Origin of the sequence: Mesorhizobium sp. ISC25, assembly GCF_042295465.1 — a bacterium.
In the GTDB taxonomy this organism is placed as follows: domain Bacteria; phylum Pseudomonadota; class Alphaproteobacteria; order Rhizobiales; family Rhizobiaceae; genus Mesorhizobium.
The window spans coordinates 2,468,384-2,494,734 of the sequence record NZ_CP135441.1 but is presented as its reverse complement, the minus strand read 5'-3'; the positions used below and the strand labels follow the sequence as shown (position 1 = coordinate 2,494,734).

The following is a 26,351-nucleotide window of genomic DNA, read 5'->3' as shown; positions in this document are numbered from 1 at the left end:
ACGTCCGGAACGCAGCTTGCTAGCCAAGCTTTGCCGCATGATGGGCCGCGCCGCGTTGATGCAAGTCAATCGCCGATGCCGCAAATACGATCGAGGCCCGGCGCAAGCCGGGCCCCCGTCGCTTAGCCGGCGGAGGGCCGGGAAATAGAACCCCCCCTCTATTCCCCACCGCCAAGCGAATGGATGTAGACGGCGAGCTCCTTGACTTTGGTGTCGCCAAGACGTCCGCCCCAGGCTGGCATCACGCCCTGTCTGGGCGCGCGAACCTGGGCAGCGATCGATGCTTCCCCGGATCCGTAAAGCCAGATGGCATCGGTCAAGTCAGGCGCGCCAAACTCCTTGTTGCCTTTTGCATTTTCGCCATGACACGCCACGCAATTCTCCGCGAAGACCTTGGCACCCGGCTCGACCAGACTTTCGTCTTGAACAGGTCCCGACAGGCTGGCGACATAGGCGCTGACCTTCCTGATCTGGTCAGCTGTGATAATGTCGCCAAAGGCCGGCATTTCGGATAGGCGTGTGTCCGGGTCCGATGAAAAACGGATGCCGTGTGTGATCGTCTGCTGGATCTGCTCGGCACTTCCGCCCCACAGCCAATCGTCGTCGTTGAGATTGGGAAAGCCGCTGGACCCTTGGGCGCCGGAGCCGTGGCACTGCACGCAATTGACCTTGAACGCGGCGCCGCCGGCGGCACCCGCGAATTCGCGCAGCGCATCGTCGGCGGCAATTTCCACGACAGTTTTCGACTGTACAGCCGCTACATACTTGCCCTTGGCGATTTCGGCTGCGGCGAGCTCGTTCTTCACATCATTTCGGCTCGAATAGCCGATTACGCCTTTGGTCGCGGAGCTCAGCATCGGCCATGCCGGATAGGCGATGGTATAGCCGATTGCCCAGAGGATGGTGATGTAAAAGGTCGTGATCCACCAGCGCGGAAGCGGATTGTTGAGCTCGCGGATGCCATCCCACTCATGGCCGGTGGTTGAAATGCCCGAGACTTCATCGATATGCTCGTTGCTCATTGTCAATCGTCCTTGAGAGGTATCCGGGCGGCTTCGTCAGCTTGCCTGCGGCCGCCGGGGCGAAGCGCGAAGGCAATGCATCCTACGAAGAAAAGCGCCATGGCGAGCAGGCCCCAGCTGTCGGCAAATTCCCGCATCAGATTGTAATTCATCGATATCTTCCTCAGCGGTAGCCGGCGGCCTCGTCATAGTTTTTGAAGTCGACCAGCGTGCCGAGCATCTGGAGGTAAGCGACAAGGGCATCCATTTCGGTGACCTGCTGCGGATTACCGTCGAAATCACCGAGCTTGGCCTTCGGATAGCGTGCTTCGAGGCCGGACGTGTCGACGTTGGCATCCGCTTGTGCCATGAGATCGGCATTGGCATTAGCAATCATGTCATCGGAGTAGGGGACGCCGACACGCTTGTTGGCGATAAGATGTGTCGAGAAGTCCTTCACCTCGATCGGTGTATTTTTCAGGAATGCGTAGCTTGGCATGATCGATTCCGGCACCACAGAGCGCGGGTCGGTAAGATGCTGGACGTGCCATCCATTCGAATACCGGTCGCCCACCCGCGCGAGGTCCGGTCCGGTGCGTTTCGATCCCCACTGGAACGGGTGGTCGTACATCGACTCGGCCGCCAGGCTGTAATGCCCATAGCGCTCGACTTCGTCGCGGAAGGGCCTGATCATCTGGCTATGGCAGAGGTAGCAGCCCTCGCGCACATAGATGTTGCGGCCGGCGAGCTCGAGCGGCGAATAGGGCCGCATGCCTTCGACTTTCTCGATCGTATTGTCGAGATAGAAGAGCGGCGCGATCTCGACTATGCCGCCGACCGTCACCACCAGAAGGGAGCCCACGAGAAGAAGCGTGGCGTTCTTCTCGATCACGGCATGTTTGTCCATCAAGCCCATTTTCTGGCTCCTTATTCGGCAGGCTGCAGGGCGGGAACAGGATCCGGCATCGGTTGCTCCTCGCGCTGGTAGCCGAGGATCGTCATCGCGATGTTCCACGCCATGATCAGCATTCCGGCGAGATACATCGCCCCGCCCAGAGCGCGCATGACATAATAGGGATGCATGGCTGCGACGGTCTCGGCGAAGGAGTAGACCAGGAAGCCCTGCTCGTCGTATTCGCGCCACATCAGGCCCTGCATGACGCCGGAGACCCACATCACCGCGGCGTAAACGACGATCCCAAGCGTCGCCAGCCAGAAGTGCCAGTTGACGAGCCGCAGCGAATAAAGCCGGTCGCGGTTCCATAACTTCGGGACCATAAAATAGATCGCGCCGAACGAGATCATGCCAACCCATCCGAGCGCGCCCGAATGAACGTGACCGATGGTCCAGTCGGTGTAGTGCGAGAGCGAGTTGACGGCCTTGATTGACATCATCGGGCCTTCGAAGGTCGACATCCCGTAGAAGGCGATGGCCATGACCATCATGCGGATGATCGGGTCGGTGCGCAGCTTGTCCCAGGCGCCCGAGAGCGTCATCAGGCCGTTTATCATGCCGCCCCACGAGGGCATCCAGAGCATGATCGAGAACACCATGCCGAGCGTCTGGGCCCAGTCAGGCAGAGCGGTGTAGTGGAGGTGGTGCGGACCGGCCCAGATATAGAGAAAGATCAAAGCCCAGAAGTGGATGATCGACAGCCGGTAGGAATAGACAGGTCGGTTGGCCTGCTTGGGCACGAAATAATACATCATGCCGAGGAAGCCGGCGGTGAGGAAGAAGCCGACGGCATTGTGGCCGTACCACCACTGCGTCAAGGCATCCTGGACGCCGGAAAAAGCTGAATAGCTCTTTGAACCCACGAACGAGACGGGCATCGATAAGTTATTGATCACATGCAGCATCGCGATCGTCACGATGAAGGACAGATAGAACCAGTTGGCGACGTAGATGTGCGGTTCCCTGCGCTTCAGGATGGTGCCGAGGAACAGGACGAGGTAGGCGACCCACACAATGGTCAGCCACAGGTCCACATACCATTCGGGCTCGGCGTATTCGCGGCTCTCGGTGATGCCGAGCAGGTAGCCGGTTGCAGCCATGACGATGAACAGCTGATAGCCCCAGAATACGAACCAGGCGAGATCGCCGCCGAACAGCCGGGCACGACAGGTCCGCTGCACGACATAAAGCGACGTGCAAATGAGCGCATTGCCGCCGAAGGCAAAGACCACGCCGGAAGTATGCAAAGGCCGTAAGCGGCCGAAGTTGAACCAGGGCTCGATGTTAAGATCCGGGTAGGCAAGCTGCAGCGCGATGACCACGCCGACCAGCATTCCCACCACGCCCCAGAACATAGTGGCGATGGCACCGTAGCGGATCGGCCCATCCATATAGGCGGACGGATCGATTGCCGCGGGCGCTGCGAAGCTCGTGTTGCGAAGAAGGATGGTGATAAAGCCAAGCAGCACGATGAGCAGCACCCACATGTGCTGCCGAAAAGGTTCGTCCACACCAAAGCCGGCAGCCACCAGCGCGACAAAGGCGAAAAGGCCCAAAGCGACGATTTCTGTGCCGAACTTCATGACATGTCCCCGAGGTCGGATTCCGATGCGCGGACGCCAATCCGCGTGAACACCAATTCAGCAGTCTCCCCATCGCCGCCTTGATCCATGTCAAAGCCATTTGCTTTTGGATTGGGCAGCGTTGATCTCGCAAACGATCGGGAGGCTGTCATTGAACAGGGACAGGGAATGGTCGCGGTTCGAAACAGGCCGCGACAGTTCGTCATCCGGCAGAGAGGCGGTAGCAGCGGCGGTCATGAAGCGCGCGCATCTGGACAAGCTGCAGCTCTGTGATGCCCTGGAAAGAATCGCCGACACCTTGCCGAATGTCGACCGCCTGAAGTGCCTTGGCACAGCCAACGCGATCGTCCCGTTATTGCGCAACATTCATCAATATGAAGAGACGGTCATCTTTCCCGCCTACGAGGCCACTGTCGCTGGCAGCGATGCTACCCTGGCCTCAGTCCGGCGGCTGCGCGCCGAGCATGTCGAGGACGAATGCTTTGCCGGTGAGGTGACCGAAATCCTGCTGGCGATCGGCCATGGCGAGAGGTTGCACAACGCGGAAGCCGTCGGGTTCATGCTGCGCGGATTCTTCGAAAGCTTGCGCCGGCATATCGCGTTCGAACGCGAGCACGTCTTGCCCATGATCGGGAATGGCCGACGAGCACTAGGCGCCTGAACGCCGCTCCAGCCGGCTCAAGCTGTCCACCCTCACGTGCCGATTGTTCTCGATCCGGATCACGCCGTCAGTCCGCAGCCTGGTCAACTGGCGGCTAACCGTCTCGATCGTCAGGCCAAGGAAGTCGGCGATGTCGGCGCGTGTCAGCGGCAGATCGAAACTGGCCGACGTTGCGGCTGAATCAATCGTGGGATCGATGTTCCTGGCGATCATCAAGAGAAAGCTCGTCACTTTTTCCGAAGCGGTCTTGCGCCCCAGCGTCAGCATCCAGTCGCGTGCATGATCGAGCTCGTTCAGCGTTTGCTTGAGCAGGCGATGCTCGAGCTCTGGTGATTCCTTCAGCATCCGTTCGATAGCCGCTTTTGGAAATGAGCACAGGGAAACAGCTGTTGCCGCTTCCGCGTTGATTGCGCTTTCCACCTTGAACGGCCGTCCGAGAAAGTCGGGCGCAAACTGGAGGCCTACAATCTGCTGGCGACCATCGGAAAGGCTCTTTGTCAGCTTCACCACACCCGAAAGCACGTTCGAATAACTGTCGACGGTCTCTGCGTCGCCGATCAGTTCGAACCCGGGGTCAACGCTGTGTCTTGCTGAGGTCTTGGCGAGTGCGACCAACTGGTCGGGATCGAGCGCACCGCAGACCCCGCGATGCCGTGCTTCGCAAGACTGGCAAAGTACTGGACTGCCGGAACTGTGAATATCTTGGCGCACTGTCATCATGATCGTCCGAACACTCAAAGTACCGGCAAGATAGCACCGGCGGCTGCAAATCCCTTTGCGGCAGTTTGTCCGCAAAGGGCCTTGACCGAAATCAAGGCGGCGATGGGGACCTGCAGCCAGGATTCAATTTTGTAAGGATAACGGAAGACGACATGAGACCGGAATTGGCTGCCAGACTTGGCGAGAATGTGCCCCGCTACACCAGTTATCCTACCGCGCCGCATTTTCACGCGGGCGTCGATGCGGTTGTCCAGCAGGGCTGGTTGGAGAGGCTCGGAAATGGGGACGAGATCTCGCTCTATCTGCACATCCCCTATTGCGATAGACTTTGCTGGTTCTGCGCGTGCCATACCAAGCAGACACGCCATTACGAACCGGTGACTGCATATCTTCGTTCGCTGCATGCTGAGATTGCGGCGGTTGCGGGTTTTGTCGCCGGCAGGGGCCATGTCCGCGCCGTGCATTTCGGCGGCGGTTCGCCCACCATGCTGAAGCCCGAGGATATGGTGGCGTTGGGGACTGCCTTGCGGAACAGCTTCGATTTTGTGAAGGACGCAATAATCAGCGTCGAGATCGATCCCAACGACATGGACGAGGCGCGCCTCGATGCACTGGCCGAAATCGGCATGACCAGGGCAAGCCTCGGTGTGCAGGACTTTGACCCGAAGGTGCAGAAGGCGATCAACCGCGAACAGAGCTTCCTGCAGACCCAGACGGTTGTCGACGGAGTTCGTTTACGCGGCGTCGGTTCCGTCAATCTGGACCTGCTCTACGGCTTGCCGCACCAGACCAGCGAGAGCGTCTGTTCCACCGTAGCGCAGGCGCTGACCCTGGAATCAGACAGGATGGCGCTGTTCGGCTACGCGCATGTGCCCTGGTTCAAGAAGCACCAGACGATGATCGACGAAGCGTGGCTGCCTGGCCCTGCGGAGCGGTACGCTCAATCGCAAATTGCCGCCGACCTCGTACTGAAGGCAGGGTATGAGGCGGTGGGCTTCGACCATTTCGCCAAGCCAAGCGATGCGTTGGCGCAAGCAGCCCGTCCAGGCACCTTGCATCGCAATTTCCAGGGCTACACCGAGGATCGCTGCGAGACACTGATCGGGCTTGGCCCTTCATCCATCAGCCGTTTTCGCCAGGGCTATGTGCAGAACATGCCGGCGACCGCGGAGTATGGTCGGATGGTTGCAGGGGGCGGACTGGCCGCGGTCCGCGGCATCGCGTTTTCCGATGATGACTGCGTCCGTGGCTGGATCATCGAGCGGCTGATGTGCGATTTCGGCTTTTCGGCGATCGAACTGGTAGAGCGCTTCGGCGAGCGTGGCCAGCAGCTCCTTTTCAAGGCAAGTTCCCTGGCGATTAACGATCCGGCCCGGTTGCTGGAGGTCGAGGGCGACAATTTCGTCGTCCCGGCGGAAAGTCGCCCATTTGTTCGCAGCATCGCAGCAATGTTCGACGCTTATCTTGAGAGCGGCAAGGGCCGGCATTCAGTGGCAGTTTGAGCGCCGCCCCGGTCAGAAATGCTCGCCGGCTTTGAACGGGCCGATCCGGGTTCCCGCCGCGATCAGGTACGCGGTCGACCAGCCTATCAGCAGGAATCCGTTCACCCCCTCAAGTGCCGCCAATACGCGCCATGCGTGAGCGGGTACGATGTCACCGTAGCCGACAGTCGAAAAAGTGATGGTGGAAAAGTAGAGTGCGGTTTCGAAGTCGGCGAAGATATCGAGCAACCGGTAAAGTCCGGCCCAAACCCAGACCTCCGCTGTCATCACGGCGAAGAGTCCCATCACTACGCTGATCATCGCGACGGTTCGGCTGCGGTGCCCATGCATGCGGAATCGCGCCACCAGATGTCCCATCGCGCGAGTGACTGCAATAAGGCCAAAAGTGTGAATTACTACCGTCAGGCTTATGACGATCGTACCGACGAAGAGGTTGAGAGCCATCCAAGGAAATTACGAAATTCGAAGGAAGCGTTCCTTGCGCGAAGTCAATCCGGCCGGGTTTCGCCGAAGCCTGCCGGTTCGCCATCGCCCGTCACAACGGGAGGGAGACGAAAGAACGTCGCCAGCTTCAGGCTTGTCGCGATCCGTTCAGCGCGGTCGACGAACACCGCAGCCGTTTCCGGGGCGAAGAGTTCGACCGCCGTCTGCCGGAACAAGGCCAGCCAGACATCGAAATCGGCCTCGGTGACATCCTTGAGTTTGAGGTGCGCCGGCACCGGTCGTCCTTAGTCGCCGCTCTTCAGGATAACGGAACACCAGAAATCCGTCATTTTCTCGAGATGAGGTTCCCAATCGCCGGTGATTTCGCGCGCGAAAATCGGCCCAAGACGCCCGTCCTTCCTGACCTTTCATAGAATTCGCGGACCAATCTTCCGATCGTCGTGCGCTCGACGCCGGTATGGTCCAGCGGCCGTTCCGCGACAGGACCCGCCCGATCGGCAAAAGCTGATTTCAATGTCATCATGCACTCGTGTATGCGTCAGGAAAATCTGTATGTGCGTCAGGAAAATCCCAGGCGCCGAAGGGCAACCTGCACAGGGCTGGGTCGGTCGCGGACAAGCCGGAAACCCAAATTGTCAGGCGGCGTCCCGACTGCGCAACCGCCGCTCTTTCCATCCCGAATGAAGTTGGACATGTAGGTGCGGTGGAACCCCTCGACAACGTGTACTCCGCAATTGTCGATAGAACTCTCGATCCGCTTGCCATCAGTCGCTATTATGGCGTGGGAATAACATGTCGAGGTCCATTCCCAGACATTTCCCGCGATGTCTGCCACGCCTTTTGAATTGGTGCCGAAGGACCCCTGAGCCCTCGGTTCCGGATCGGGTTTCCGCCCAAGCGCAGTCTCGAGCCGATACCGGGTGAGCCACCGCCACGCCGGGTTGTTCGGGTCGCCTTCGCCCTCAATGTCACCTCGGTACTTTTCGCTGGCCGCATAAGCCCACTCGACGTCCGTTGGCAGCCGCCATGCCTGTCCCGTGCGGGCTGACAGCCAGGTCGCATAGACTTCCGCATCTATGTGGCTGACACCGGTGACCGGAATGTCGCCACTCTTGCGTGAGTCGGCGGGCTTGCAGGCGCCGTCCGCCACGCAGCGTCCGTATTCCGAAATGCTTACCTGATATTTCATGATCTCCAGCGGCGCCATCATGGTTTCCTGCACGATGGGCGCCGCGACGGGATGGTTCCCCTTGAGGAACTCCCCAGCCTGTGGGTGCTCGAACGAGCCGGATCCCAGGACGACCAATTCGCTCACTGCGGTCTGGTGGGGGAGGCCAAAAGGGCGCGTGTCGAGCGCATGGCTTACACCCCAACCGATCAATGCGACGGCCGCAGTTGTTCCGAAGGTAATGACGGGGTCAAAGGACATGCTGCCAACTCCGGCCGCAAGCGCAACCCCTTTGGCTCCGCCGCGGGGTCGCACCGAGGATCGGATCTCCGCTCTACGAGGTGATAGCCCTGGGCGCTTCGACCTGCATCATCAGATCGTCGTCCCAGTTTCCCTCGACCGTGAAATGCGCGGTCGCGCCGAGTTCGACTGCCTCGATCAGATTGTGGTTGATATAGGAATAGATGCCCGGCTGCAGGAACGTATACAGCGCCGCCCCTGCCGACCCGCCACGGATGAACCAGGTTTCCAGATCCTTGGCCGGTGGGTTGGCGAACTTGCCCTGTTCCCAGACAAAGTCGCCATGACCCCCGATCAGGTGCGGACGCGTGTCGCGGTTGGCCTGGGAATGAACGAGCAACATGGTTTCACCGACCTTTGCTTTCATGGCATTGTCGCCGGTCAGCGAACCAGCCCTGCCATTGAACACCACATGCGTCGGGATTAGCCCGCGCATCACCTTGAGGGTATCGTCGTAATTGTCGCCGGCGGTTTCATATTTCTTGAATTTTCCCTGCTCGTCGCGGGGGATGTAGAAGTCGTTCTCGCCGATGTAGTAGATGCGATCATACCGAACGGGGTTGCCCTTGTCGTCCTTGAGGCCGTCGCGTGGCAGCACCATCACCGCGCCGCTCATCCCCGATACGACGTGCCACGGGATCATCGCGCCGCCGGGTGCGCAGTGATAGACGAACGTTCCAGCCCGCGTGGCCTTGAAGCGCAGCGTAACCTGCTCGCCCGGATTGACCAGCGTCAGCTCGCCGCCGCCGAGCCCGCCAGTGGCAGCATGGAAATCGATATTGTGGGCGAGAGTATTGGTATCTGGATTGATGAGGGTAAGCTCAAGATAATCGCCTTCATGCAAGACCATCAGAGGGCCTGGGATCGAACCATTGTAGGTCATCGCATTGAGCTGCGTGCCGTCGGCGTCAATGACCATCGGCTTCTCCTCGATCGTCATGGTGAATTCGACGATCTTTGGACCGCCCTTGGCGACCTGATCGTGAGCATGCACGAATGGCGGCGGGACCAGTGTTATCTTTTCACGGGGCAGCCCGGCGACATCCTTGACGCTTGCCACTGCCGGCATTGCGCCAATGCTGGCGACCGCGGCTGCGGTAAGAACAGAACCCAACAAAGCTTCGCGTCTTGTAAGCATTTCCATCTCCTTGGTGTCGGCCATTCGATGTCATCAGAATAGCCTCGGCTTCGGCCAAGTCTTTGCGCTAGCGCAAATCCATCGCGTCATTCAGTTCGCAGTGTTTGGAGACGCATGTACCGACGCAAGGCATCGGCTTTGCTGCATGAAATCGGGAATCAAATAGGCCGGGCTGGACCTCCCCCTCGGTCCACCCGGCCTTCCCCCGGCCGCCGAAGCGGAGGGGATCTGCGAGATCTGAATGAAGGTCAGTTAGAAGCGGTTTTGGTCGCCTCGGCGAACAGTTCGGCGAATACCGGCTTGGCTTTCCCGACCTGCTTGACGGCTTCCGCCGCCGCCAGGTTGACGGGCTTGCCGACGACGATTAGCGCAACCATGCCCATGCCGTAATGTGGAGCGCACTTCACGCCATAGACCCCCTCCTGCGTAACGGTCACGGCAATTTCCGCGCTGGGCTTGCCCTTGAAGGCTTCAGCTCCGTCCGGAATCATGCCCTTGAAGGCTTCAGCTCCGTCCGGAATCATGCCCTTGATGCTTTCGGCGTTGTGGGACTTGTCGGTGGGCACGAACTTGATCGTGTCTCCGGGCACCGCCCGAACAAAGGCAGGCTGGAAGACCATTGAGCCTTTCTCTCCCTTGTTCAGCATCTGCACGACATGTTCTTCGGCATTTGCCGTACCGGCGATGGAGAGCAGGGCGATAGCGGCGGCAATCAGGGGCAGTTTCATTGGAATTCCTTTCTTGACTTCGTCACGGCACTAACCGTTGCGCTCTTCTACTGGACCGGCAGACGTGGTGATTTGCGCTGGCGCAAATTGGCGTGCGAAATGTGCGTGGGAGAACCCGTCTCGCCCGGCGAGCCGGCTCCCGCCCGCCTTCAAGCTGCGGTTCTTGACTGCCGCACTTGCAACCGTGGTCGAACGAGCATGACGCCGAACAGGCCCGCAAAGCCAACGAAGGATGCGATCCACAGTGCCGCAGAGATATGAAGGAGCACTGCCTCGGTGGGCGCGAACGCAGCTGCGATCCGAAAAATGGCCGCAAGCACGACCGCGGCAAAGATCCCACATGTGCCTGTACTTGCTCGCAGTTCACGGCCCGTGTGTCCGAGCGTGCCGCGGGTCATGACGGCCAGCGTCATACAGGCCAGCGCTCCGACGCCGAACGCATGAATGCCGGCCACCGCGGGCACTCTCTCGGGCACGAAGACAGCGAGGCCGGCAATCAGGAGGCCGAGCGGTACGAAGGCGAATGCCACGTGCAGGACCAGCACCAGAGGATCGCGCAGCGTCCGGTCGCCAGCCCAACGAGCAAGCCGGATCGCATTGAGGACCGCTCCGGCGATCAGCACCGCGCCGGTGCCTGAAAGGGTAGGAAAGAAGGCCCAGGCCGCCAATCCGGCCGCAGAGAGTGCGATCGTCCCCACGTCGAACCTGCCGAACGGGACCGGCAGGCGCCCCGATCTCTCCCGCACCAGCCAGTTCCGGGTGAAGGAAGGAATGATGCGGCCGCCTATGATCATGACAAGGACGACCGCCGCGCCAAGACCGAGACGGCGGCTGGTGTCGGACACGCCTTGATAGTGCGCCTCGGCATGAAATATCATATTCGCCGCCAGAAGTGCCGTCACCGGCAGCAGGACCTTGAGGTTTCGCCAGTTTCGGCCCGCGATGATTTCCGTGGCGGCAGCCGCAACGACTGCGAGAAGAAAGGCGCAGTCTATGACGGCACTGAGCAGCCAGCCTGCCTGCGCCGAAAAGAAGACGATGAACCGCCCCGCGGACCAAAGCAATACCAGGCCCAGCAGAGGAAGGCCCTGCACGGCAAGCCTTCCGGTCCAGTTCGGGATTGCGGTCAATAGGAAACCGGTCACAACGGCCGCCACATAACCAAACAGCAACTCGTGGATATGCCAGTCCACGGGCGAGAAGCTGCTGGAGGTCTCGAGCCTGCCGTAAAACAGAGGCTGCCAGAACAGCATCGCCGCACCGCTATACAGTGAGCCGATAAGAAAGAATGGCCGGAACCCGTAGGAGAGAACAGCCGGATAGGTGCTCGGCCATGTTCGTAGAATTGCCATGACTTTCCTTCAAAGAGAAAAAACAGGGTGGGCGTGATGGGTGACATGGACGGCCGCCACTCCGGTCCTTCTATCGTGACTGGGCAGACGGAATTTGCCACAGCGCAAACGAGATTTGGAATTTCAGGGAAAGGCGGCGAATACGCGCCTCTTGCCGCACGAGGGCCGCCCATGACACATTCTATGACCGGGCTGCCCTGACCAGGGCGAACCTGGATGCATTGGGCGCAACAGCACTTGGGGGACAGCGTTGGGTAGCCTCGATCGCTCGCTGATAGCCGGGCTTCCTGTCTTTGGGGGCATAGCCCCCACGGATCTCGACCGCATAATCGGCCAGGCCAGGTCGTTGAGGATTGCCAAGGACCAGCCGGTGTTCGAGCAGGAGCAGCAAGCAGATTCCTTTTTCCTGTTGCTCGACGGACATGTGCGCGTCGTGAAATCAACTCCCGATGGTCACGAGGTGACGGTGCGATACATAAGTCCGGGTGAGTTGATGGGCATCGCCCATGCGCTTGGCCTCACCACCTACCCGGCAACTGCCATTGCCGCGGTTGATTGTATCGTTCTTGGCTGGCCGAGTCGCTTATGGCCGACATTTGCCGCCGATTTCCCCAGTTTCGGCTCTAATGCGTACAAGGCCGTGGGCAGCAGGCTTCAGGACGCTCATTCGCGCGTCATCGAAATGTCCACCGAGCAGGTCGAACAGCGCGTCGCCCGTGGGCTGCTCAAGTTGGTCAAGCAATCGGGCAAGAAGACCGACGAGGGCATCCTTATAGATTTCCCGATCTCACGTCAGGACATTGCCGAGATGACCGGCACGACACTTCACACAGTCAGCCGGCTGCTCTCGGCATGGGAAAACCAAGGATTGGTCAAAAGCGGACGCCAGAAAGTGATGGTGGTCGAGCCTCACCGGCTCCTGGTAATTGCGGAAGGGCGTGATGAAAAAGCCTAATCCGGGTCACCCGCATTTGTCGCCGCCAGCAGGTCGCGACGGAGTTCTTCTTCACTCAGATCGTGCTCTCGTGCCGCGTCGGAAACGGTGTGAAACGAAGCAATCGGGCAGCCGACGCAAAGCATCCCGTGCTGGAGCACCACCCGGATGGTCGCCGGCGACCCGCGCATGATTTCGTCCATCGCCGCATCGTCGCTGAATTTGCGTTTCATGCCGCTTGTCCGCGTTTGGAGAGCGACATCCTGCTGCTGGTTTCAGGGATGTCCGTTGCGCTGAGGCAAACAAGAAGCAGTTCGGCCTACCTCACGCCTGAACGACGCAGATCGTTGATCGCGTCAGGAATCTCTTCTCCCGCCCATTGTCGAGCGAGAACATGCCGCCGCGGCCAGGCACCACATCGATAACAAGATTCGTATGCTTCCAGGCCTCGAATTGCGAAGCCCCGATGTAGAACGGCGCGCCGTGGATGTGGCCGAGCAACACATCGTGATCGCCGATGATGAAACCGGTACGCGGATAGCACATGGGCGAAGAGCCGTCGCAGCAGCCGCCGGATTGGTGGAACAGCACCGGTCCATGCTCGGCAACGATCTCCGCGATCAGTTCGAGCGCTGCCGGCGTTGCCGTGACTTTCGCATGCATGGCTTTTCCGATTTTTTACCCTGGGGCGCGGCCCTCGCGGGGCCGCGCAGTAGACGAAAAGACGATCAGAAGAAGCCAAGCTTTTTCGGGCTATAGCTGACCAGCATATTCTTGGTCTGCTGGTAGTGGTCGAGCATCATCTTGTGCGTCTCGCGACCGATGCCCGACTGCTTGTAGCCGCCGAAGGCGGCATGCGCGGGGTAGGCGTGGTAGCAATTGGTCCAGACCCGGCCGGCCTGGATCGCGCGGCCAAAGCGGTAGGCGCGGTTGCCGTCACGCGTCCAGACACCGGCGCCAAGGCCGTAGAGCGTGTCGTTGGCTATTGCCAGCGCGTCCTGGTCGTCCTTGAAGGTCGTGACCGAAACCACCGGTCCGAAAATCTCCTCCTGGAAGATGCGCATCTTGTTATTGCCCTTGAACACCGTGGGCTTGACGTAATAGCCGCCCGCCAGGTCACCCGGCAAAAGATTGCGGGTGCCGCCGGTCAACACTTCCGCGCCTTCCTGAAGGCCGATGTCGATGTACGACAGGATCTTTTCCAACTGCTCGGACGAGGCCTGGGCACCGATCATCGTCGCCGGATCGAGTGGATCGCCCTGCACGATCGCCTCGACACGCTTGAGGGCGCGTTCCATGAATCGATCGTAGATCGACTCATGGATGAGGGCGCGGCTGGGGCAGGTGCAGACTTCGCCCTGGTTCAGGGCGAACATGACGAAGCCCTCGATCGCCTTGTCGAAGAAATCATCATCCTCGGCGACGACATCCTCGAAGAAGATGTTGGGCGACTTGCCGCCCAGTTCCAGCGTGACCGGGATCAGGTTTTGGCTGGCGTATTGCATGATCAGGCGGCCCGTCGTGGTCTCGCCGGTAAAAGCGATCTTGGCAATGCGCGGCGAGGAGGCGAGCGGCTTGCCGGCCTCGAGGCCGAAGCCGTTGACGATGTTGAGCACGCCTGGCGGCAACAGATCGCCGACGAGATCGGCCCACAGCAAGATGGCGGCCGGGGTCTGCTCGGCAGGCTTCAGGACCACGCAGTTTCCGGCGGCAAGTGCTGGTGCAAGTTTCCAGCAGGCCATCAGCAGCGGGAAGTTCCATGGGATAATCTGTCCGACCACGCCGAGAGGCTCATGGAAATGATAGGCGACGGTGTCGTCGTCGATCTGCGAAAGGCTGCCTTCCTGGCCTCGTAGGGCGCCGGCGAAATAGCGGAAATGGTCAATGGCGAGCGGCAGGTCGGCCGCGGTCGTTTCGCGGATCGGCTTGCCATTGTCCCAGGTTTCGGCGCACGCGAGAAGATCGAGGTTTTCCTCCATGCGGTCGGCGATGCGGTTGAGGATGAGCGACCGCTCGGCTACGCTGGTGCGCGCCCAGGTGTCTTTGGCCGCATGGGCCGCGTCAATCGCCGCCTCGATGTCATGGGCGTCCGAACGCGCCACTTCGCACAGCAGCTGACCGTTTACCGGTGAGTGGTTCTCGAAGTAGCGGCCGGAGTGGGGCTCTGCCCATTTGCCGCCGATGAAGTTGCCATAGCGCTTGTCGAACGGCGCCTTGACCGCACGTGAGAATTCTACCTTGTTCATGTGTCTTCCTCCCAAAGTCGACGCCGCGGGATGCGACGCTTAAGGGGAGAGACTTGCGATTTCCGCCGCTATTGTCACCGGGGCGAGGACAGTGGCCGGGCGCGGTGTGTCGCAGAATTGCGACAGTCATCTGCGTTTTCGAATGGTCAGTGGGACCTATGGACGTCCAGGCGGTTGAGCTTGCGGTGAAGCGTCGCGCGGCTGATCCCAAGCGCCTGCGCAGCGGCCGACACATTTCCGTCTGCTCGCGCCAGCGCCCGCTGCAGAACGCCGCGCTCCGCCTCGGCGAGAACTGCGGGGCCGCTCTCCGTCCAACCGAGCAGATCGGCCGCGGGCATCGGCTTGTCGAGACACAGCTGGGTTATTCCAAGCGCCAGGCGAGCCGACCGCGTCACGCCGACCACAAGGTCGTCCGCATCAACCGCGATCAGCGCGCCGGAGCCCTTATCGGCCACTGGCGCCAGAAGGATCCGCGCCTTCGGGAAGGCCATCCTGAAGTTCTCCGCCTCGATCCGACGCACTGCGTCGACCACGGCCACCGAAATAAGATTGGCGAAGGCTTCGGTCAGATCGGCCCGGCAGGAAGACACGTCAAGCGCAGCCACAAGATCTCCCAGGTGATCGTAGATCGGAGCCGTGGTGCAACTCAGTCCCGTGTTGCGCGTGTGAAAGTGCTGGTCGCGGTGGATTGTCAGCGCTCGCTGTTCCACCAGGCAGGTGCCGATCCCGTTGGTGCCCTGGCTTTCTTCGTTCCAGACGGAGCCGGTCCATAAGCCCCAGGAATGAAATGTCTCGTCGTCGACGGGCGCGCCGCGCCGCTCGACCGGCACGCCGTCACGGTCGGCAAGAAGCACGCAGCAGCCAACGCCGCCGACCGCGAGATAGAGACGGTCCAGGCTGGACTGGGCCGCCCGAACGAGCGGTTCAATGCGTTGGCGGGCCGTGATCAACTCCATTTCCGTCAGGTAGCGTGGCGGCGTGCAATCGGCGGGATCGAGCCGGTGCAAACTGGAAGAGCGACGCCAGGAGGCGACCAGCGCGGACTTCGCGGCGGCGTCCGAAGCGATCGCGGCCTGAATGCGGTCGGCATGATGACCGGACAGATCCTCCCTCATGTTCATCCTCCCTTTCGGCTTCTGAAGCAGCCTGCCTCAGAAGAGGCAAACTTGGCATGGCATCAGGTTCCGCCTTCAATCACCACGCTGTCAATTCGACAGAAGCACCAGAAGGGACATCCCTATGTTCCCGTCAGCTAGTGATGTTTGGCAGATCGATCGTCATTCCTCGCCAGTGCGGTGCACCTTTCGGTGTTGATGGCCCAAAGCCTACCAGTACGAATTAGGAATTCATTGATCGAGGGCAAAGACGAACCACTATGTTCAGCCGCCGTACCGTGCGGAAAGATGCGGTAAGGTTCTGATATTGGCCGGCCCATGAAGGCAAGGATCAGATACGGCCTCGGGTTCATTAAGATCAGTGCTATCAAAGCATGCTCGCCCGGTACCAGTTCAAAAGGAGCCCTCCCGGGCGCCGGCATGTGGCTACAAGAAGGGCAGCGACCGATATTTCTCGATCGTGAAGCTCGGCTGGGCAGCCATGAGCTTCCGAACTGCCCAGCGGGCGGTCTCCAGATCTCCGTTCGTTGGGCAGGCGGCGATGACCTTGCGGGCGACTGTGGCCATAAGTGCCCGCTCGCTTTTTCGCCGCGACACCCTTGCGTCAAATATCATTATACATTATATGCAATTGTATATTGATGTTAGGAGCAGACATGAGAATGATCCGTGTGAACGATAGGCTTTCCGTAGGTCCGCAGCCCGCACTGTCTGAAATTCTGTTGCTTACTGATCAGAAGTTCGCAGGAGTGATAAACGTTCGGCCTGATTTGGAAGAGCCCGCCCAGCCCGGAAACGAAGCTGAACGAGAGGCCGCCGATCGAGCGCGCATCTCCTACAAATTCATACCTGTCACAATGCCGACCATCACAGAAGCGGACGTGCGGTCCTTCCAGGCAGCTATGGCCAATGTTGGTGGCGCGGTCTTTGCCCACTGCAAGACCGGCACCCGCGCATTGAGCCTATATGCCTTGGGCGAGGCGCTCGATGGCCGAATGTCGCCTGTCGAGATTACTGCAATGGGCCAGAATCTCGGGGTAGACCTGTCGGCAGCAAGCCGGTGGTTGGAAGGGCACAGGCGGACCCGACCGGTAGTGAAGGGGTTTTTCGACCCCCGAACATGGAGCGTGCAATATGTAGTTTCGGATCCCAGTACCCGGAAGTGCGCGATTATCGACCCGGTGCTCGATTTTGATGAGAAGTCCGGGGCGACCAGAACATGCAACGCCGATGCGATGCTTGATTATATCGCCGAGAAGCGGCTGTCCGTTGAATCGATTCTCGATAGCCATCCTCATGCCGACCACTTTTCTGCTGCGCAGTACCTGAAGGAGAAGACCGGCGCGCCGACTGCGATAGGAGCGAGGGTCGTCGACGTCCAACGTTTGTGGCAAGGCATCTACAACCGACCTGAACTTCACATAGACGGCTCGCAGTGGGACAGGCTGTTCTCGGATGGAGACACTTTCAAGGTCGGTTCAATCGAGGCGCGCGTAATGTTTTCGCCCGGTCACACCCTGGCCTCGATCACCTATGTGATCGGTGATGCGGCTTTTGTTCACGACACTATCTTCATGCCCGACAGCGGAACGGCTCGCGCTGATTTCCCTGGTGGAGACGCTCGCACGCTGTGGAGATCGATCCAGGCCATTCTGGCGCTTCCAGACGAAACGCGGTTGTTTACTGGGCACGACTACCAGCCAGGCGGACGCGAACCCAAGTGGGAAAGCACGGTAGTCACTCAGAAGCGTACCAATGCACATCTGGCCGACATGACCGAAGAAGGCTTCGCCGCAATGCGTCAAGCGCGAGACCGTATGCTGCCTATGCCGAAGCTGATCCTCTATGCCTTGCAGGTCAACATCCGGGCTGGGCGTTTGCCGGAGCCGGAAGGAAACGGTAAGCGCTACCTAAAATTTCCCCTCAACGCATTGGGAGAAGCAGTGTGGTGAGCGAAATCCTTATCGATGAAACCGAAATGGAGATGTCGCTTGCCGCAATGGAATCCCGCGCCGGCGAAGTTGCAGCTCTTCTAAAGACACTTGCGCATCCAATGCGACTGATGCTCGTCTGCACCCTTGTTGAAGGAGAGCATTCGGTTAGCCAATTGGAAGATGAGCTCAACATCCATCAACCAAACCTATCCCAGCAGCTGACAGTGTTGCGGGACGCCAAAATTGTGGAAACCCGGCGCGACGGAAAACAGATCTTCTACCGGTTGACCGCCGAGAAGGCTGCTCAATTGGTTTCGGCGCTCTACACGATCTTCTGTTCGGACGGTCCGTCATGACCTCTTATCTTCCTTCGCTTTTGGGCGGGGCTCTGATCGGGCTTTCGTCTATGATGCTCTTGATCCTGAACGGTAGAATTGCCGGCATCAGCGGGATTGTTGGCGGGTTGCTCCAAGGCAACAATAGGTGGACAAACGCTGCCTTCGTCGTCGGGTTGCTGCTTGGTCCGCTCGGTTATTTCCTAACTTTTCATCATTGGCCGACCGCGACCATCACTGCGTCACTGCCGCTGGTTATGATAGCTGGTTTTCTGGTCGGTTTCGGATCCCGCATGGGATCGGGTTGCACCAGTGGTCACGGAATAATGGGGCTGGCGCGGCTATCGCCGCGGTCAATTGTCGCCGTTGTGACGTTCCTTCTGAGCGGCGCTCTAGCCGTCGCGCTTCTCCACGGAGCAGTCTTGTGAGACACGCTAAATTACAGGTCATGGCGGCCCTGGCCGCGGGCACCATCTTTGGCTACGGTCTGGCGTTGTCGGGTATGCTTGATCCTGTCCGTGTACAGGGCTTTCTCGACGTCTCTGGCGCGTGGGATCCGACCCTCGCATTCGTGCTGGGCGGCGCCGTTGCAGTTGCAACGGGAGGCACAGCCTGGATGGGGCAGATGTCACGACCTTTCCTGGCAGAGACCTTCCATTTGCCCGTCAGTTCGCGAATTGACGCCCCCCTGGTTCTAGGTTCGGCGATTTTTGGCCTTGGATGGGGACTCGGCGGGTTCTGTCCTGGCCCTGCGGTAGCTTCGTTGTCTCTGGGGTTAGCGCCGGCACTTTTCGTAGCCTTAATGCTGGCGGGGATGGTTGCTCATGACCGCTGCTTTGTCCGAAGAGCATCATGACAGGTACTTTGTTTTCTGCTGTGGGCTCCGGGAGTCTGGTGGGCTTCACACTTGGTCTGGTCGGAGGCGGCGGATCGATCCTTGCCACGCCGCTCCTGCTCTATGTTGTCGGTGTCGCTCAGCCGCATATTGCCATCGGCACGGGAGCCCTGGCGGTGGCCGCCAACGCATTGGCGAACTTTGGAGGCCATGCCCTTAAGGGCCACGTCTGGTGGCGCTGTGCTGTCGTATTTGCAGGACTGGGCTCGGTTGGGGCTCTCGCAGGTTCGACTCTGGGAAAGTCGATCGACGGGACGCATCTGCTTTTCTTCTTTGGGCTGCTTATGCTTGTGGTCGGCGCACTGATGGTTCGCCCGCGGCGCCGTTCTTCGACAGCAGGCCGGCCTGTCGATGCCAAGATGTGTGCGACGACTGCTGCAGTCGCCGCCGTCGCCGGTGCGGCCTCCGGCTTCTTCGGCATTGGCGGCGGCTTCCTTATCGTTCCCGGATTGATCCTGGCAACTGGAATGCCAACGATCAATGCGATCGGCACGTCTTTGCTTGCCGTCGCAGCTTTCGGCCTCGCGACGGCCTTCAACTACGCCCTGTCGGGAATGGTCGACTGGCAACTGGCCGCAGAATTTATTGGCGGCGGCATTGGCGGTGGGTTGATCGGCATGTTTGTGGCGACACGCCTCGCTTCGTACAAAAACATGCTCAATCGGATCTTTGCCGTACTTGTAATTGTCGTCGCGGGCTATGTTCTACACAGGAGTGTCGGTCAACCGGAGGGCGGATAGTCTAGCGTTGCAGCTTGATAGATTCGGAGGTGAGGTTTTTCGCCTCGTGCGTTCATCACCCGGTCTTTGCTAGTAATGTATGCCCTGCAGCATGAGCCCAGAGACCAAATAACCTTCGATCACGGCCGTCACTGTCCGACGCGCCACGTCCCGAACGGTCCCCAAATGACATTGGCTAGTGCCGATACTGATCGCCTCCGCCAGCTTCCGAGCTGGCTTTCGTTCGGCGAGTATTCCTACGGGCCTTTCGGGAAGCGACAGTATGATCCTGCGGTGCAGGAACGACGGGCAGCCGTGCAGACAGGAACTGGCCAATCACCCTATCCGCCGAATTGGTGGCTCGGTCTCGTCGGCCTACGCATCGAACGAAGCGACCGCTGCGAGCTGGCCTCGCACCCAGGCGTTGCCCGCGTCGCGGTCCAATCGGCGGTGCCAGTACATCGTGACGTCCATTGCCGGCGATTCCATGGGCGGCATGAAAGTATCGAGCTCGAGACGTTCGGCGGCCAGACGCGCAAAGTGGACCGGGATGCTGCCGAGCAGGTCGCTCGTCGCCACGGCTAGCGCCACAGCCTGGAAATGCGGAACGGTGATGGCGACCTTGCGTGATAGGCCGAGCCTTTCAAGCGCGGGATCTATGGTTTCCGGTCCTGCTCCCGTCCGCCGAGCGCACTACCTGAGGGATGGCCTCCGCAGGCCGGATGCCTCTTGCGCTCAGCAAGGGGTGCCCGCGGCGGGCGACGCAGACAAGCCATGAACGGAACAGCTTGCGGCTGGCGATCCACTCCGGAGTTTCAAACGCCCTGTCCAGCACGATGTCGGCCTTGCCGTCGCCTCATTGCCTAGGTGTTTGATCCCGGACTTTGATGGGGCATCCTTATCTTCCGAATCAAAGGATGCGCTATGGGCCAGGTTCTGCATGGGAGCGCCACAACGACAGAGGCGGTCCGTCGAGCGATACAGCATAGTCAAGAGAGCCTGAGGACGCTGGCCAGGCGCTACGGGATCAACCAAAAGACGGTCGCGAAGTGGAAGAGGCGCGCTTCGGTCGCCGATCTGCCGACTGGTCCGAAGGAACCGAGATCGACGGTGCTCTCGATTGAGGAGGAGGCGGTCATTGTCGCTTTCCGCCGCTATACGCTGCTGCCGCTCGACGACTGCCTCTATGCGCTTCAGGCGACCATTCCGCACCTGACGCGGTCTTCATTGCATCGCTGCCTGCAACGCCATGGCATCGGCCGGCTGCCGGATGTCGAGGGCGACAAACCGACGAAGAGGAAATTTAAGAGCTACCCGATCGGCTACTTCCACATCGACATTGCCGAGGTCAGGACCGAGCAGGGCAAGCTGCACATGTTTGTCGCCATCGACCGCACCTCGAAGTTCGCCTTCGTCGAGTTGCATGAGAAGGCCCCCACCGCTGTATCGAGAGACTTTCTACTGCGGCTGATCGCGGCCGTCCCCTACAAGATCCATACCGTGCTTACCGACAACGGCATCCAGTTCACCACCCCTGGTGCCGGTGGCTCGGCGGTGCCGCTGATCAAGGAGGCAATCGCCAATGGCGAGATCTTCCGCGCTCACGCCTTCGAATACGCCTGCGCCAGGAACGACATCGAGCACCGCACGACCAAGGTCAGGCATCCGTGGACCAACGGCCAAGTCGAGAGAATGAACAGGACTATCAAGGATGCAACCGTCAGACGCTTCTACTATGAGAGCCACGGCCAGCTCGGCCAGCACCTTGCCGACTTCATCTCGGCCTACAATTTCGGCCGCAGGCTCAAGACCCTCAAAGGCCTCACACCCTATGAGTTCATCTGCAAGGTTTGGGCCGCACAGCCCGAACGCTTCAAATTTAATCCGCTCCAGCAAATGCCGGGACTAAACATCTAGGTCTGATCCGCGGCTCACACAGCAATATCGATCTCCGCGCGCTGGGGCTCGACCTGACTGTCTTCGTTATGATCCGCACTCGCCACCATTCCAAGGAATGGAGTGAGGTTTTCCGCGCCCATGCCGAACGGTTGCCGGAGGTGATCGATTTCTATCGGATCGGGGGCGACTGGGACTATCTGATCAAGGTCGTGACGCAAAGCATGTCCGGCTACGATGCGTTCTACTAGAAATTGATCACGAACTTCGATCTTGCCACGGTGACAGGTTTCTTTTCCAGGGAGGCGATTATCAACAACCGTCCAGTGGACCTGATCAACCTGCGATAATTCGGCGCGCAATCGGACGCGTTGCTGGCCGTCGGGCAAGCCCTCGGCCGCAGCCGGCGTCAGGGACCGGCGTCGTCGTTTCATGGGCCCGCAGATCCGTTTGCGGGCACGTCCGATGCTCTTCGTCGGCTGTTGCAGGCCTTATCCCGCGGTGAATTCCCCCGACCTCGATGCTTTAGAATTCCGAGGAGGTTCCGCTCAGGTCCGCACCCTCAGCGCCCGCTCCAGCCTGTCGGCAATCTGTGTGACGATATAGGCAATCACCATGTAGATCACGACGGCAATGACGAAGGCTTCGAGGTAGTAGTAGTTCAGCGCGGCGGTCAACTGGGACTGGGCGAAGATATCGACAACCTCGATGGCGAATCCGAGCGAAAGCGCCTTCATGATGACCATCATCGAGGTTGTCAGGTCGGGAATTGCCGTGAGGGCCACCTGGGGAAATAGGATCCGTCGGAACAGTTGGCCGCCCGTATAGCCCAGCGAATGGGCTGCGTCCGACTGACCGGTATCGAAGGCGTTGAGGGCTCCTTTGATGATCTCCGCTTGGAACGCCGCAACACAACCGGTGACTGCAATGACAAGGACTACCCAATTGGGCGTTTCGTGGGCGTTGAAGTTGATCCCGAGCAACGAGAGCAGGAACTGGAGTGCCGGGGGCAGACCGAAATAGGCGAGGAAAATCACGATCACCATCGGAACGCCCTTGAAGACGACCTTATAGGCCATGATGAGCTCTCGCAGCACGGGGATCCGCCTATGTTCGACGAGCGCAAAAAGGCTGCCGACGATCGTGGACAGGATGAAAATCGTGAAAGCCATGCCGAGCGTCACGGGTACGGCGCCCAGAATTTCCTGCGAGTCCTGGAGCAGAATATCGGTATCAAACATGGTCGGATTACTCTTTCGTCACACGCTCGCGACGGCCGCGTTCTTGATCTGAGCTGTTATCGTCGTCTCTGGCGCTTGCATTGGCGAGCGGAGCTCGAAGAAGCGCACGACGAGCCACGCGACAAGGCACATCAGCGAATAGATGACCGCCAGCACCAGGTAGGTTTCGAACTGGTACTGGTTATAGTCGCGCTCCATGATCAAGTGCGCGGTCGCCATCACGTCGGCCGCCCCGATGTACATGACCAGCGCAACGTTATGGATCAGGTAGATAATGGAGTTCCCATAGCCCGGCAGTGCGAAGTGCACCGCTTGCGGGCCGACGACGCGGGTGATCTTCTGTCGGAAGGTATATCCCAGACTGTCGGCCGCATCATGCTGGCCGCGATCGACGGCCAGGTATGCAGGTCGCATGACTTCCGACAGATACCCTCCATGATAGAGGCTCAGCCCCACCATCGCAGCGATCGTTGCAGAAATAAAATCCTCGGCGCCGAACAGGATCACCAACAAGGGCAGTCCGTAGAACGCGACGAACAACTGCAGGACGACGGGAACACTCCGGGCATAGGACACGTAGAGGTCAGTCAGGTGACTGATCACCGGTATCCTCCGAACCCGGAGTGTTGTCGCGACGAGAGCCAAGCAAAAGCCGACGACCATGGCCGTAAAGGTGATGGCGAGCGTCAGCGGCAACGCCGAGAGCAACTCGGGAATCATAGCAGAAACATCCACTTTGAAACGCTCCTTCTTGCAATTCAGCCTTACCGCTGGCTATCGCTACATGGTTGGGAAAAGGTCCTGTTACTTCATGTATTTGACGATGTCCTCGCCGAACCATTTCTGCGAGAGCTTTTCGATCGTGCCATCGTCTTTTAATTCCTTGAGAACCTTGTTCACGTCGTCGGCTAAAACCTTGTTTTCGTCCGACCTGTGAATCAGCATGTAGGTGTTGTTGCTGAAGACCGGATCGGACGCCACAATATCGAGCTTCTTTTCCTCGATGACGGTCTGCTCACCGAGATTCGAAGGCAGAACAAGCGCGTCGAATTTGCCGTTCTGAACTTCGTCCAGTCGATTCGGATAGGGAATACCGGCGCTCGATGCCGTAACATCAAGCTTGTATTGCGGATTTTCTTTTTGCCAGTTCATGATGAACTTGTAGGTGCCGCCGCCGGCCGTGGTCGGAACGATCCTCTTGCCGACCAGGTCCTTCATTTCCTTGATGCCGCTGCCTTTTTTGCTGTAGATCTTCATCAGGCTGGCGCCCATGGGGTTTTCCGGAATGAAGAACTGCTTGGCGCGCTCAGGCGACTTGTAGTAGCCACCGACCGCGATGTCGTACTTGCCCGTGGCGAGGCCGGTTTCCTGCGCGATATCCGAAACACCTTCCATTTCGAACTTATACTGCGGCAGCTTTGCGTTGATCGCTCTCAGCAGATCCGGCTCATAGCCTTGCGGCTCGACGCCGATCGCGCCCCATGCCAGCGGCTTGGATTCGGCAGATGTCGCGATCTTGATCGTGCGAACGGTCTGACCATTGCTGATCCCTGCGGTTGCAAGGGTAATTGCGATGCCGCCGGCAACAGCCAGGGCAGCGCGACGGGAAAAACTGGATGTGATTGCAGACATTTCTTAGGTTCCCTTCTTGTTGAGCTATTGAAAAGCGAGTTCTGACTGCAGGAATTGAGCAAGTCGTGGGCTGGATGGTGCGTCGAAGATTTCAGCTGGACTGCCATCGGCGGCAACCACGCCACGATCCATGAAGACGATCCGGTTCGAGATGTTCTTTGCGAATTGCATCTCGTGGGTCACAAGCAGCGAAGTGATCCCTGACGACGTGACATCCTTGATCACCTTCAGAACTTCACCGACGAGTTCAGGATCCAGCGACGACGTAGGCTCATCGAAGAGCATCACGTCGGGACGAACCGCCAGCGCACGCGCAATGCCGGTGCGCTGGAGCTGGCCGCCCGACAACTGGGACGGATAGCTGTCCCGCTTCGCTGAGAGACCGACCCGGTCAAGCTCTCGCAGCGCGATTTCACGCGCCTCGTCCGTTGACTTGCGCTGCACGACGACCAGCGGATCCATCACGTTCTGGAGGACTGTCATGTTCTTGAAGACATTGAACTGCTGAAAGACCATCGCTGTGCGAAGCCGGATCGCCTGGACAGCGGTCTTGTCGGCGCGCTGGTAGTCCATCCGAATCTGGTCGAACGCGATGGTCCCTGACGACGGCTTGGCCAGGTAGTTGATGCATTTCAGCAGCGTGGTCTTGCCGGTGCCGCTGGGGCCGATGATCGACACCACGTCACCCCGCTTTACCGAGAGATTGACGCCGTTCAGGACCTGCGTGCTTCCGTAGGACAGCCTTATATCTTTGAGTTCAAGCATTTCTCGTTGGTCCTTCAGAGTCTGGGACGGACTGCCTTGACATGTGCGTCATCATCATCCGCTCTCCGCGTGGCCGAGAACGTGCATCAGCCGGTTTGCCCAGCCGAAGATCGCTATGGCGTGGATAAGGTCGATGATCTCAGCATCATTCATGCCGACGGCACGCAGCGAGGCGATGTCGTCTACCGTTGCTTCCGACGGCGCCGCCGACAGACGGCGGGCAAAGCTGTAGATTGCCGCATCGCGTGGCCCGAGCGCTTCAGGTTTGTCGAGATAAAGCGCGGTGACCACATCATCGCTCGTGGTCAGCTCTGCATGGCGGCGGGCGTGAACAACGGCGCAGAATTTGCAGCCATTGACGATCGAGGCACCCAATGCGCCAAGTTCGCGGTCGGGACGGGCAAGCCCGCCTTCGACATACATGATCGCGTTGAACAAGACGGTGCGGGCAAGATAGCTCTCGGGATCATGCACAAGGGTGCGCACATACTCCGAAACCTTCTTGGCCGATGGCGTGACTTTCATCGCTTCGAGCTGTTCCGGCCTGGCCTCGGATAGCTCGACCGGTGCGATGTGGGGATGCCAATTGAGCGGCTTCAGGCGCACAGAGGAAATCATGCCAACCTCAACAATCGCAGACCGGTCGCCACTCGGGTCTGAAAATTGACGAACGCAATCAGTTCGGAGAGTGCGACGATCTGAGGATTGTTCAATCCGGCTTGAGCGAGCAGGGCGATATGGCTCGCCTCCGCCTTTTTCGGCGTCAGCGTGATCAGGTCGACGTGACGGGCGATGGTCGCCAATGGCTCATCGAGATCCGTTTCGCCCCGAGCCAATGCCCTGAGCTGCTCTGTCGGACCAAGTTGGGCCAGTTGCACATCATATTCGGCCATCAGGACGGGATCGGCATTCAGAGCGGCCATGCGACGGGCCAGAGCAACCCTCAAATTCGGCGCCAGCCCCTGATCGTTTGCCGGCTGCAGGACGGAGAGGCGACATTCCTCCGCCCCTTGCACAAATTCGGGCCGAAACCGCCGCGCAGCGAAAAGTGCATCGTTCGGCGAAATACCGGCGGCCTTGTCCATTG

At 59.5% G+C, this 26,351-nt stretch carries 31 protein-coding genes and 1 pseudogene; 10 read left to right on the top strand and 22 right to left on the bottom strand.

Annotation, left to right across the window (positions count from 1 at the left end; translation table 11 throughout):
• Nucleotides 1-158 precede the first annotated feature (158 nt).
• Genes ccoP through ccoN form a run of 4 tightly spaced genes read right to left on the bottom strand, consistent with a single transcriptional unit; the run spans nucleotide 159 to nucleotide 3,539 of the window.
• The gene (gene ccoP / locus RQ479_RS12585) at nucleotides 159-1,022 is read right to left on the bottom strand and encodes a cytochrome-c oxidase, cbb3-type subunit III (protein ID WP_376705309.1); all 864 of its coding nucleotides are present in this window, start codon (nucleotides 1,020-1,022) and stop codon (nucleotides 159-161) included.
• 2 nt (nucleotides 1,023-1,024) lie between these two features.
• Entirely contained in the window at nucleotides 1,025-1,174 is a 150-nt protein-coding gene (locus RQ479_RS12580; RefSeq protein ID WP_292656579.1) for a cbb3-type cytochrome c oxidase subunit 3, read from the bottom strand.
• 11 nt (nucleotides 1,175-1,185) lie between these two features.
• The gene (ccoO, locus tag RQ479_RS12575; RefSeq protein ID WP_352464066.1) at nucleotides 1,186-1,917 is read right to left on the bottom strand and encodes a cytochrome-c oxidase, cbb3-type subunit II; all 732 of its coding nucleotides are present in this window, start codon (nucleotides 1,915-1,917) and stop codon (nucleotides 1,186-1,188) included.
• A gap of 11 nt (nucleotides 1,918-1,928) precedes the next feature.
• A complete protein-coding gene (gene ccoN, locus RQ479_RS12570) occupies nucleotides 1,929-3,539 on the bottom strand; it encodes a cytochrome-c oxidase, cbb3-type subunit I (RefSeq protein ID WP_292656583.1) in 1,611 nt (536 codons plus the stop codon).
• 235 nt (nucleotides 3,540-3,774) lie between these two features.
• On the opposite strand from ccoN, the gene RQ479_RS12565 reads away from it, so the two are divergent.
• On the top strand, nucleotides 3,775-4,200 hold the full coding sequence (locus RQ479_RS12565) for a hemerythrin domain-containing protein (protein ID WP_376705308.1): 426 nt from the start codon (nucleotides 3,775-3,777) through the stop codon (nucleotides 4,198-4,200).
• Here the strand turns inward: RQ479_RS12565 and RQ479_RS12560 are convergent.
• On the bottom strand, nucleotides 4,189-4,917 hold the full coding sequence (locus RQ479_RS12560; RefSeq protein ID WP_376705921.1) for a Crp/Fnr family transcriptional regulator: 729 nt from the start codon (nucleotides 4,915-4,917) through the stop codon (nucleotides 4,189-4,191). The genes RQ479_RS12565 and RQ479_RS12560 overlap by 12 nt on opposite strands.
• A 155-nt stretch (nucleotides 4,918-5,072) precedes the next feature.
• Here RQ479_RS12560 and hemN point away from each other — a divergent pair, with 155 nt between their 5' ends.
• Nucleotides 5,073-6,422, top strand: coding sequence for an oxygen-independent coproporphyrinogen III oxidase (gene hemN, locus RQ479_RS12555; RefSeq protein WP_376705307.1), 1,350 nt, complete (start codon nucleotides 5,073-5,075; stop codon nucleotides 6,420-6,422).
• 12 nt (nucleotides 6,423-6,434) lie between these two features.
• Here hemN and RQ479_RS12550 read toward each other — a convergent pair whose 3' ends face one another.
• The 6 genes from RQ479_RS12550 to RQ479_RS12525 all read right to left on the bottom strand — a co-directional run bounded on the left by RQ479_RS12550 (nucleotide 6,435) and on the right by RQ479_RS12525 (nucleotide 11,552).
• A complete protein-coding gene (locus RQ479_RS12550) occupies nucleotides 6,435-6,866 on the bottom strand; it encodes an ion channel (protein ID WP_352719783.1) in 432 nt (143 codons plus the stop codon).
• Between the two features lie 44 nt (nucleotides 6,867-6,910).
• Nucleotides 6,911-7,141 (bottom strand): hypothetical protein, encoded by a 231-nt coding sequence (locus tag RQ479_RS12545; protein WP_376705306.1) that lies wholly within the window; start codon nucleotides 7,139-7,141, stop codon nucleotides 6,911-6,913.
• A 284-nt stretch (nucleotides 7,142-7,425) separates the two neighbouring features.
• Nucleotides 7,426-8,295 (bottom strand): SUMF1/EgtB/PvdO family nonheme iron enzyme, encoded by an 870-nt coding sequence (locus tag RQ479_RS12540; protein ID WP_376705305.1) that lies wholly within the window; start codon nucleotides 8,293-8,295, stop codon nucleotides 7,426-7,428.
• Nucleotides 8,296-8,368: 73 nt separating this feature from the next.
• Nucleotides 8,369-9,472 (bottom strand): copper-containing nitrite reductase, encoded by a 1,104-nt coding sequence (nirK, locus tag RQ479_RS12535; protein WP_376705304.1) that lies wholly within the window; start codon nucleotides 9,470-9,472, stop codon nucleotides 8,369-8,371.
• A 248-nt stretch (nucleotides 9,473-9,720) separates the two neighbouring features.
• On the bottom strand, nucleotides 9,721-10,200 hold the full coding sequence (locus tag RQ479_RS12530) for a pseudoazurin (protein ID WP_376705303.1): 480 nt from the start codon (nucleotides 10,198-10,200) through the stop codon (nucleotides 9,721-9,723).
• A 149-nt stretch (nucleotides 10,201-10,349) separates the two neighbouring features.
• A complete protein-coding gene (locus RQ479_RS12525) occupies nucleotides 10,350-11,552 on the bottom strand; it encodes an NnrS family protein (protein ID WP_376705302.1) in 1,203 nt (400 codons plus the stop codon).
• Nucleotides 11,553-11,802: 250 nt separating this feature from the next.
• On the opposite strand from RQ479_RS12525, the gene RQ479_RS12520 reads away from it, so the two are divergent.
• Nucleotides 11,803-12,507, top strand: a complete 705-nt coding sequence (locus tag RQ479_RS12520) for a Crp/Fnr family transcriptional regulator (RefSeq protein ID WP_376705301.1) — start codon at nucleotides 11,803-11,805, stop codon at nucleotides 12,505-12,507.
• Here the strand turns inward: RQ479_RS12520 and RQ479_RS12515 are convergent.
• The 4 genes from RQ479_RS12515 to RQ479_RS12500 all read right to left on the bottom strand — a co-directional run bounded on the left by RQ479_RS12515 (nucleotide 12,504) and on the right by RQ479_RS12500 (nucleotide 15,847).
• The gene (locus RQ479_RS12515) at nucleotides 12,504-12,719 is read right to left on the bottom strand and encodes a DUF1858 domain-containing protein (protein WP_352719768.1); all 216 of its coding nucleotides are present in this window, start codon (nucleotides 12,717-12,719) and stop codon (nucleotides 12,504-12,506) included. The genes RQ479_RS12520 and RQ479_RS12515 overlap by 4 nt on opposite strands.
• 91 nt (nucleotides 12,720-12,810) lie before the next feature.
• Nucleotides 12,811-13,149 carry a DUF779 domain-containing protein gene (locus tag RQ479_RS12510; protein WP_352719766.1) on the bottom strand — a complete coding sequence of 113 codons (339 nt, stop codon included), beginning with the start codon at nucleotides 13,147-13,149 and terminating at the stop codon, nucleotides 12,811-12,813.
• Nucleotides 13,150-13,214: 65 nt separating this feature from the next.
• Nucleotides 13,215-14,732 carry an aldehyde dehydrogenase gene (adh, locus tag RQ479_RS12505; protein WP_376705300.1) on the bottom strand — a complete coding sequence of 506 codons (1,518 nt, stop codon included), beginning with the start codon at nucleotides 14,730-14,732 and terminating at the stop codon, nucleotides 13,215-13,217.
• Between the two features lie 146 nt (nucleotides 14,733-14,878).
• A complete protein-coding gene (locus RQ479_RS12500) occupies nucleotides 14,879-15,847 on the bottom strand; it encodes a helix-turn-helix domain-containing protein (protein WP_376705299.1) in 969 nt (322 codons plus the stop codon).
• A gap of 656 nt (nucleotides 15,848-16,503) precedes the next feature.
• Between RQ479_RS12500 and blh the strand changes: the two genes are divergently transcribed.
• The 5 genes from blh to RQ479_RS12475 are packed head-to-tail and all read left to right on the top strand — an operon-like array spanning nucleotide 16,504 to nucleotide 19,751.
• Nucleotides 16,504-17,799 carry a bifunctional sulfur transferase/dioxygenase Blh gene (gene blh, locus RQ479_RS12495; RefSeq protein WP_376705298.1) on the top strand — a complete coding sequence of 432 codons (1,296 nt, stop codon included), beginning with the start codon at nucleotides 16,504-16,506 and terminating at the stop codon, nucleotides 17,797-17,799.
• A 26-nt stretch (nucleotides 17,800-17,825) separates the two neighbouring features.
• Nucleotides 17,826-18,137 carry a sulfite-sensing transcriptional repressor BigR gene (gene bigR, locus RQ479_RS12490; RefSeq protein ID WP_352719939.1) on the top strand — a complete coding sequence of 104 codons (312 nt, stop codon included), beginning with the start codon at nucleotides 17,826-17,828 and terminating at the stop codon, nucleotides 18,135-18,137.
• Complete coding sequence (locus tag RQ479_RS12485; RefSeq protein ID WP_376705297.1) at nucleotides 18,134-18,544, top strand: YeeE/YedE family protein; 411 nt, start codon at nucleotides 18,134-18,136, stop codon at nucleotides 18,542-18,544. The genes bigR and RQ479_RS12485 overlap by 4 nt, the downstream gene beginning before the upstream one ends.
• Before the next feature lie 20 nt (nucleotides 18,545-18,564).
• Complete coding sequence (locus RQ479_RS12480) at nucleotides 18,565-18,972, top strand: DUF6691 family protein (protein ID WP_292656675.1); 408 nt, start codon at nucleotides 18,565-18,567, stop codon at nucleotides 18,970-18,972.
• Nucleotides 18,969-19,751, top strand: a complete 783-nt coding sequence (locus tag RQ479_RS12475; RefSeq protein WP_376705296.1) for a sulfite exporter TauE/SafE family protein — start codon at nucleotides 18,969-18,971, stop codon at nucleotides 19,749-19,751. The genes RQ479_RS12480 and RQ479_RS12475 overlap by 4 nt, the downstream gene beginning before the upstream one ends.
• A gap of 354 nt (nucleotides 19,752-20,105) precedes the next feature.
• Here RQ479_RS12475 and RQ479_RS12470 read toward each other — a convergent pair whose 3' ends face one another.
• A complete protein-coding gene (locus tag RQ479_RS12470) occupies nucleotides 20,106-20,309 on the bottom strand; it encodes a hypothetical protein (protein WP_376705295.1) in 204 nt (67 codons plus the stop codon).
• A 345-nt stretch (nucleotides 20,310-20,654) separates the two neighbouring features.
• Between RQ479_RS12470 and RQ479_RS12465 the strand changes: the two genes are divergently transcribed.
• On the top strand, nucleotides 20,655-21,647 hold the full coding sequence (locus RQ479_RS12465; protein ID WP_376705294.1) for an IS481 family transposase: 993 nt from the start codon (nucleotides 20,655-20,657) through the stop codon (nucleotides 21,645-21,647).
• Nucleotides 21,644-21,976, top strand: a pseudogene (locus tag RQ479_RS12460) (Lrp/AsnC family transcriptional regulator); the annotation flags it as partial. The gene RQ479_RS12465 and the pseudogene RQ479_RS12460, both read left to right, overlap by 4 nt.
• Nucleotides 21,977-22,174: 198 nt before the next feature.
• Here the strand turns inward: RQ479_RS12460 and RQ479_RS12455 are convergent.
• The 6 genes from RQ479_RS12455 to RQ479_RS12430 form a co-directional block, all read right to left on the bottom strand.
• The gene (locus RQ479_RS12455) at nucleotides 22,175-22,867 is read right to left on the bottom strand and encodes an amino acid ABC transporter permease (protein ID WP_376705293.1); all 693 of its coding nucleotides are present in this window, start codon (nucleotides 22,865-22,867) and stop codon (nucleotides 22,175-22,177) included.
• An 18-nt stretch (nucleotides 22,868-22,885) separates the two neighbouring features.
• Nucleotides 22,886-23,602 (bottom strand): amino acid ABC transporter permease, encoded by a 717-nt coding sequence (locus RQ479_RS12450; RefSeq protein ID WP_352975954.1) that lies wholly within the window; start codon nucleotides 23,600-23,602, stop codon nucleotides 22,886-22,888.
• A gap of 69 nt (nucleotides 23,603-23,671) precedes the next feature.
• Complete coding sequence (locus RQ479_RS12445) at nucleotides 23,672-24,499, bottom strand: transporter substrate-binding domain-containing protein (protein WP_376705292.1); 828 nt, start codon at nucleotides 24,497-24,499, stop codon at nucleotides 23,672-23,674.
• A 24-nt stretch (nucleotides 24,500-24,523) separates the two neighbouring features.
• Nucleotides 24,524-25,264, bottom strand: coding sequence for an amino acid ABC transporter ATP-binding protein (locus tag RQ479_RS12440; protein WP_376705291.1), 741 nt, complete (start codon nucleotides 25,262-25,264; stop codon nucleotides 24,524-24,526).
• A gap of 54 nt (nucleotides 25,265-25,318) precedes the next feature.
• Entirely contained in the window at nucleotides 25,319-25,882 is a 564-nt protein-coding gene (locus RQ479_RS12435; RefSeq protein WP_376705290.1) for a peroxidase-related enzyme, read from the bottom strand.
• Nucleotides 25,879-26,349 (bottom strand): CMD domain-containing protein, encoded by a 471-nt coding sequence (locus RQ479_RS12430; RefSeq protein ID WP_376705289.1) that lies wholly within the window; start codon nucleotides 26,347-26,349, stop codon nucleotides 25,879-25,881. The genes RQ479_RS12435 and RQ479_RS12430 overlap by 4 nt, the downstream gene beginning before the upstream one ends.
• Nucleotides 26,350-26,351: the final 2 nt, after the last annotated feature.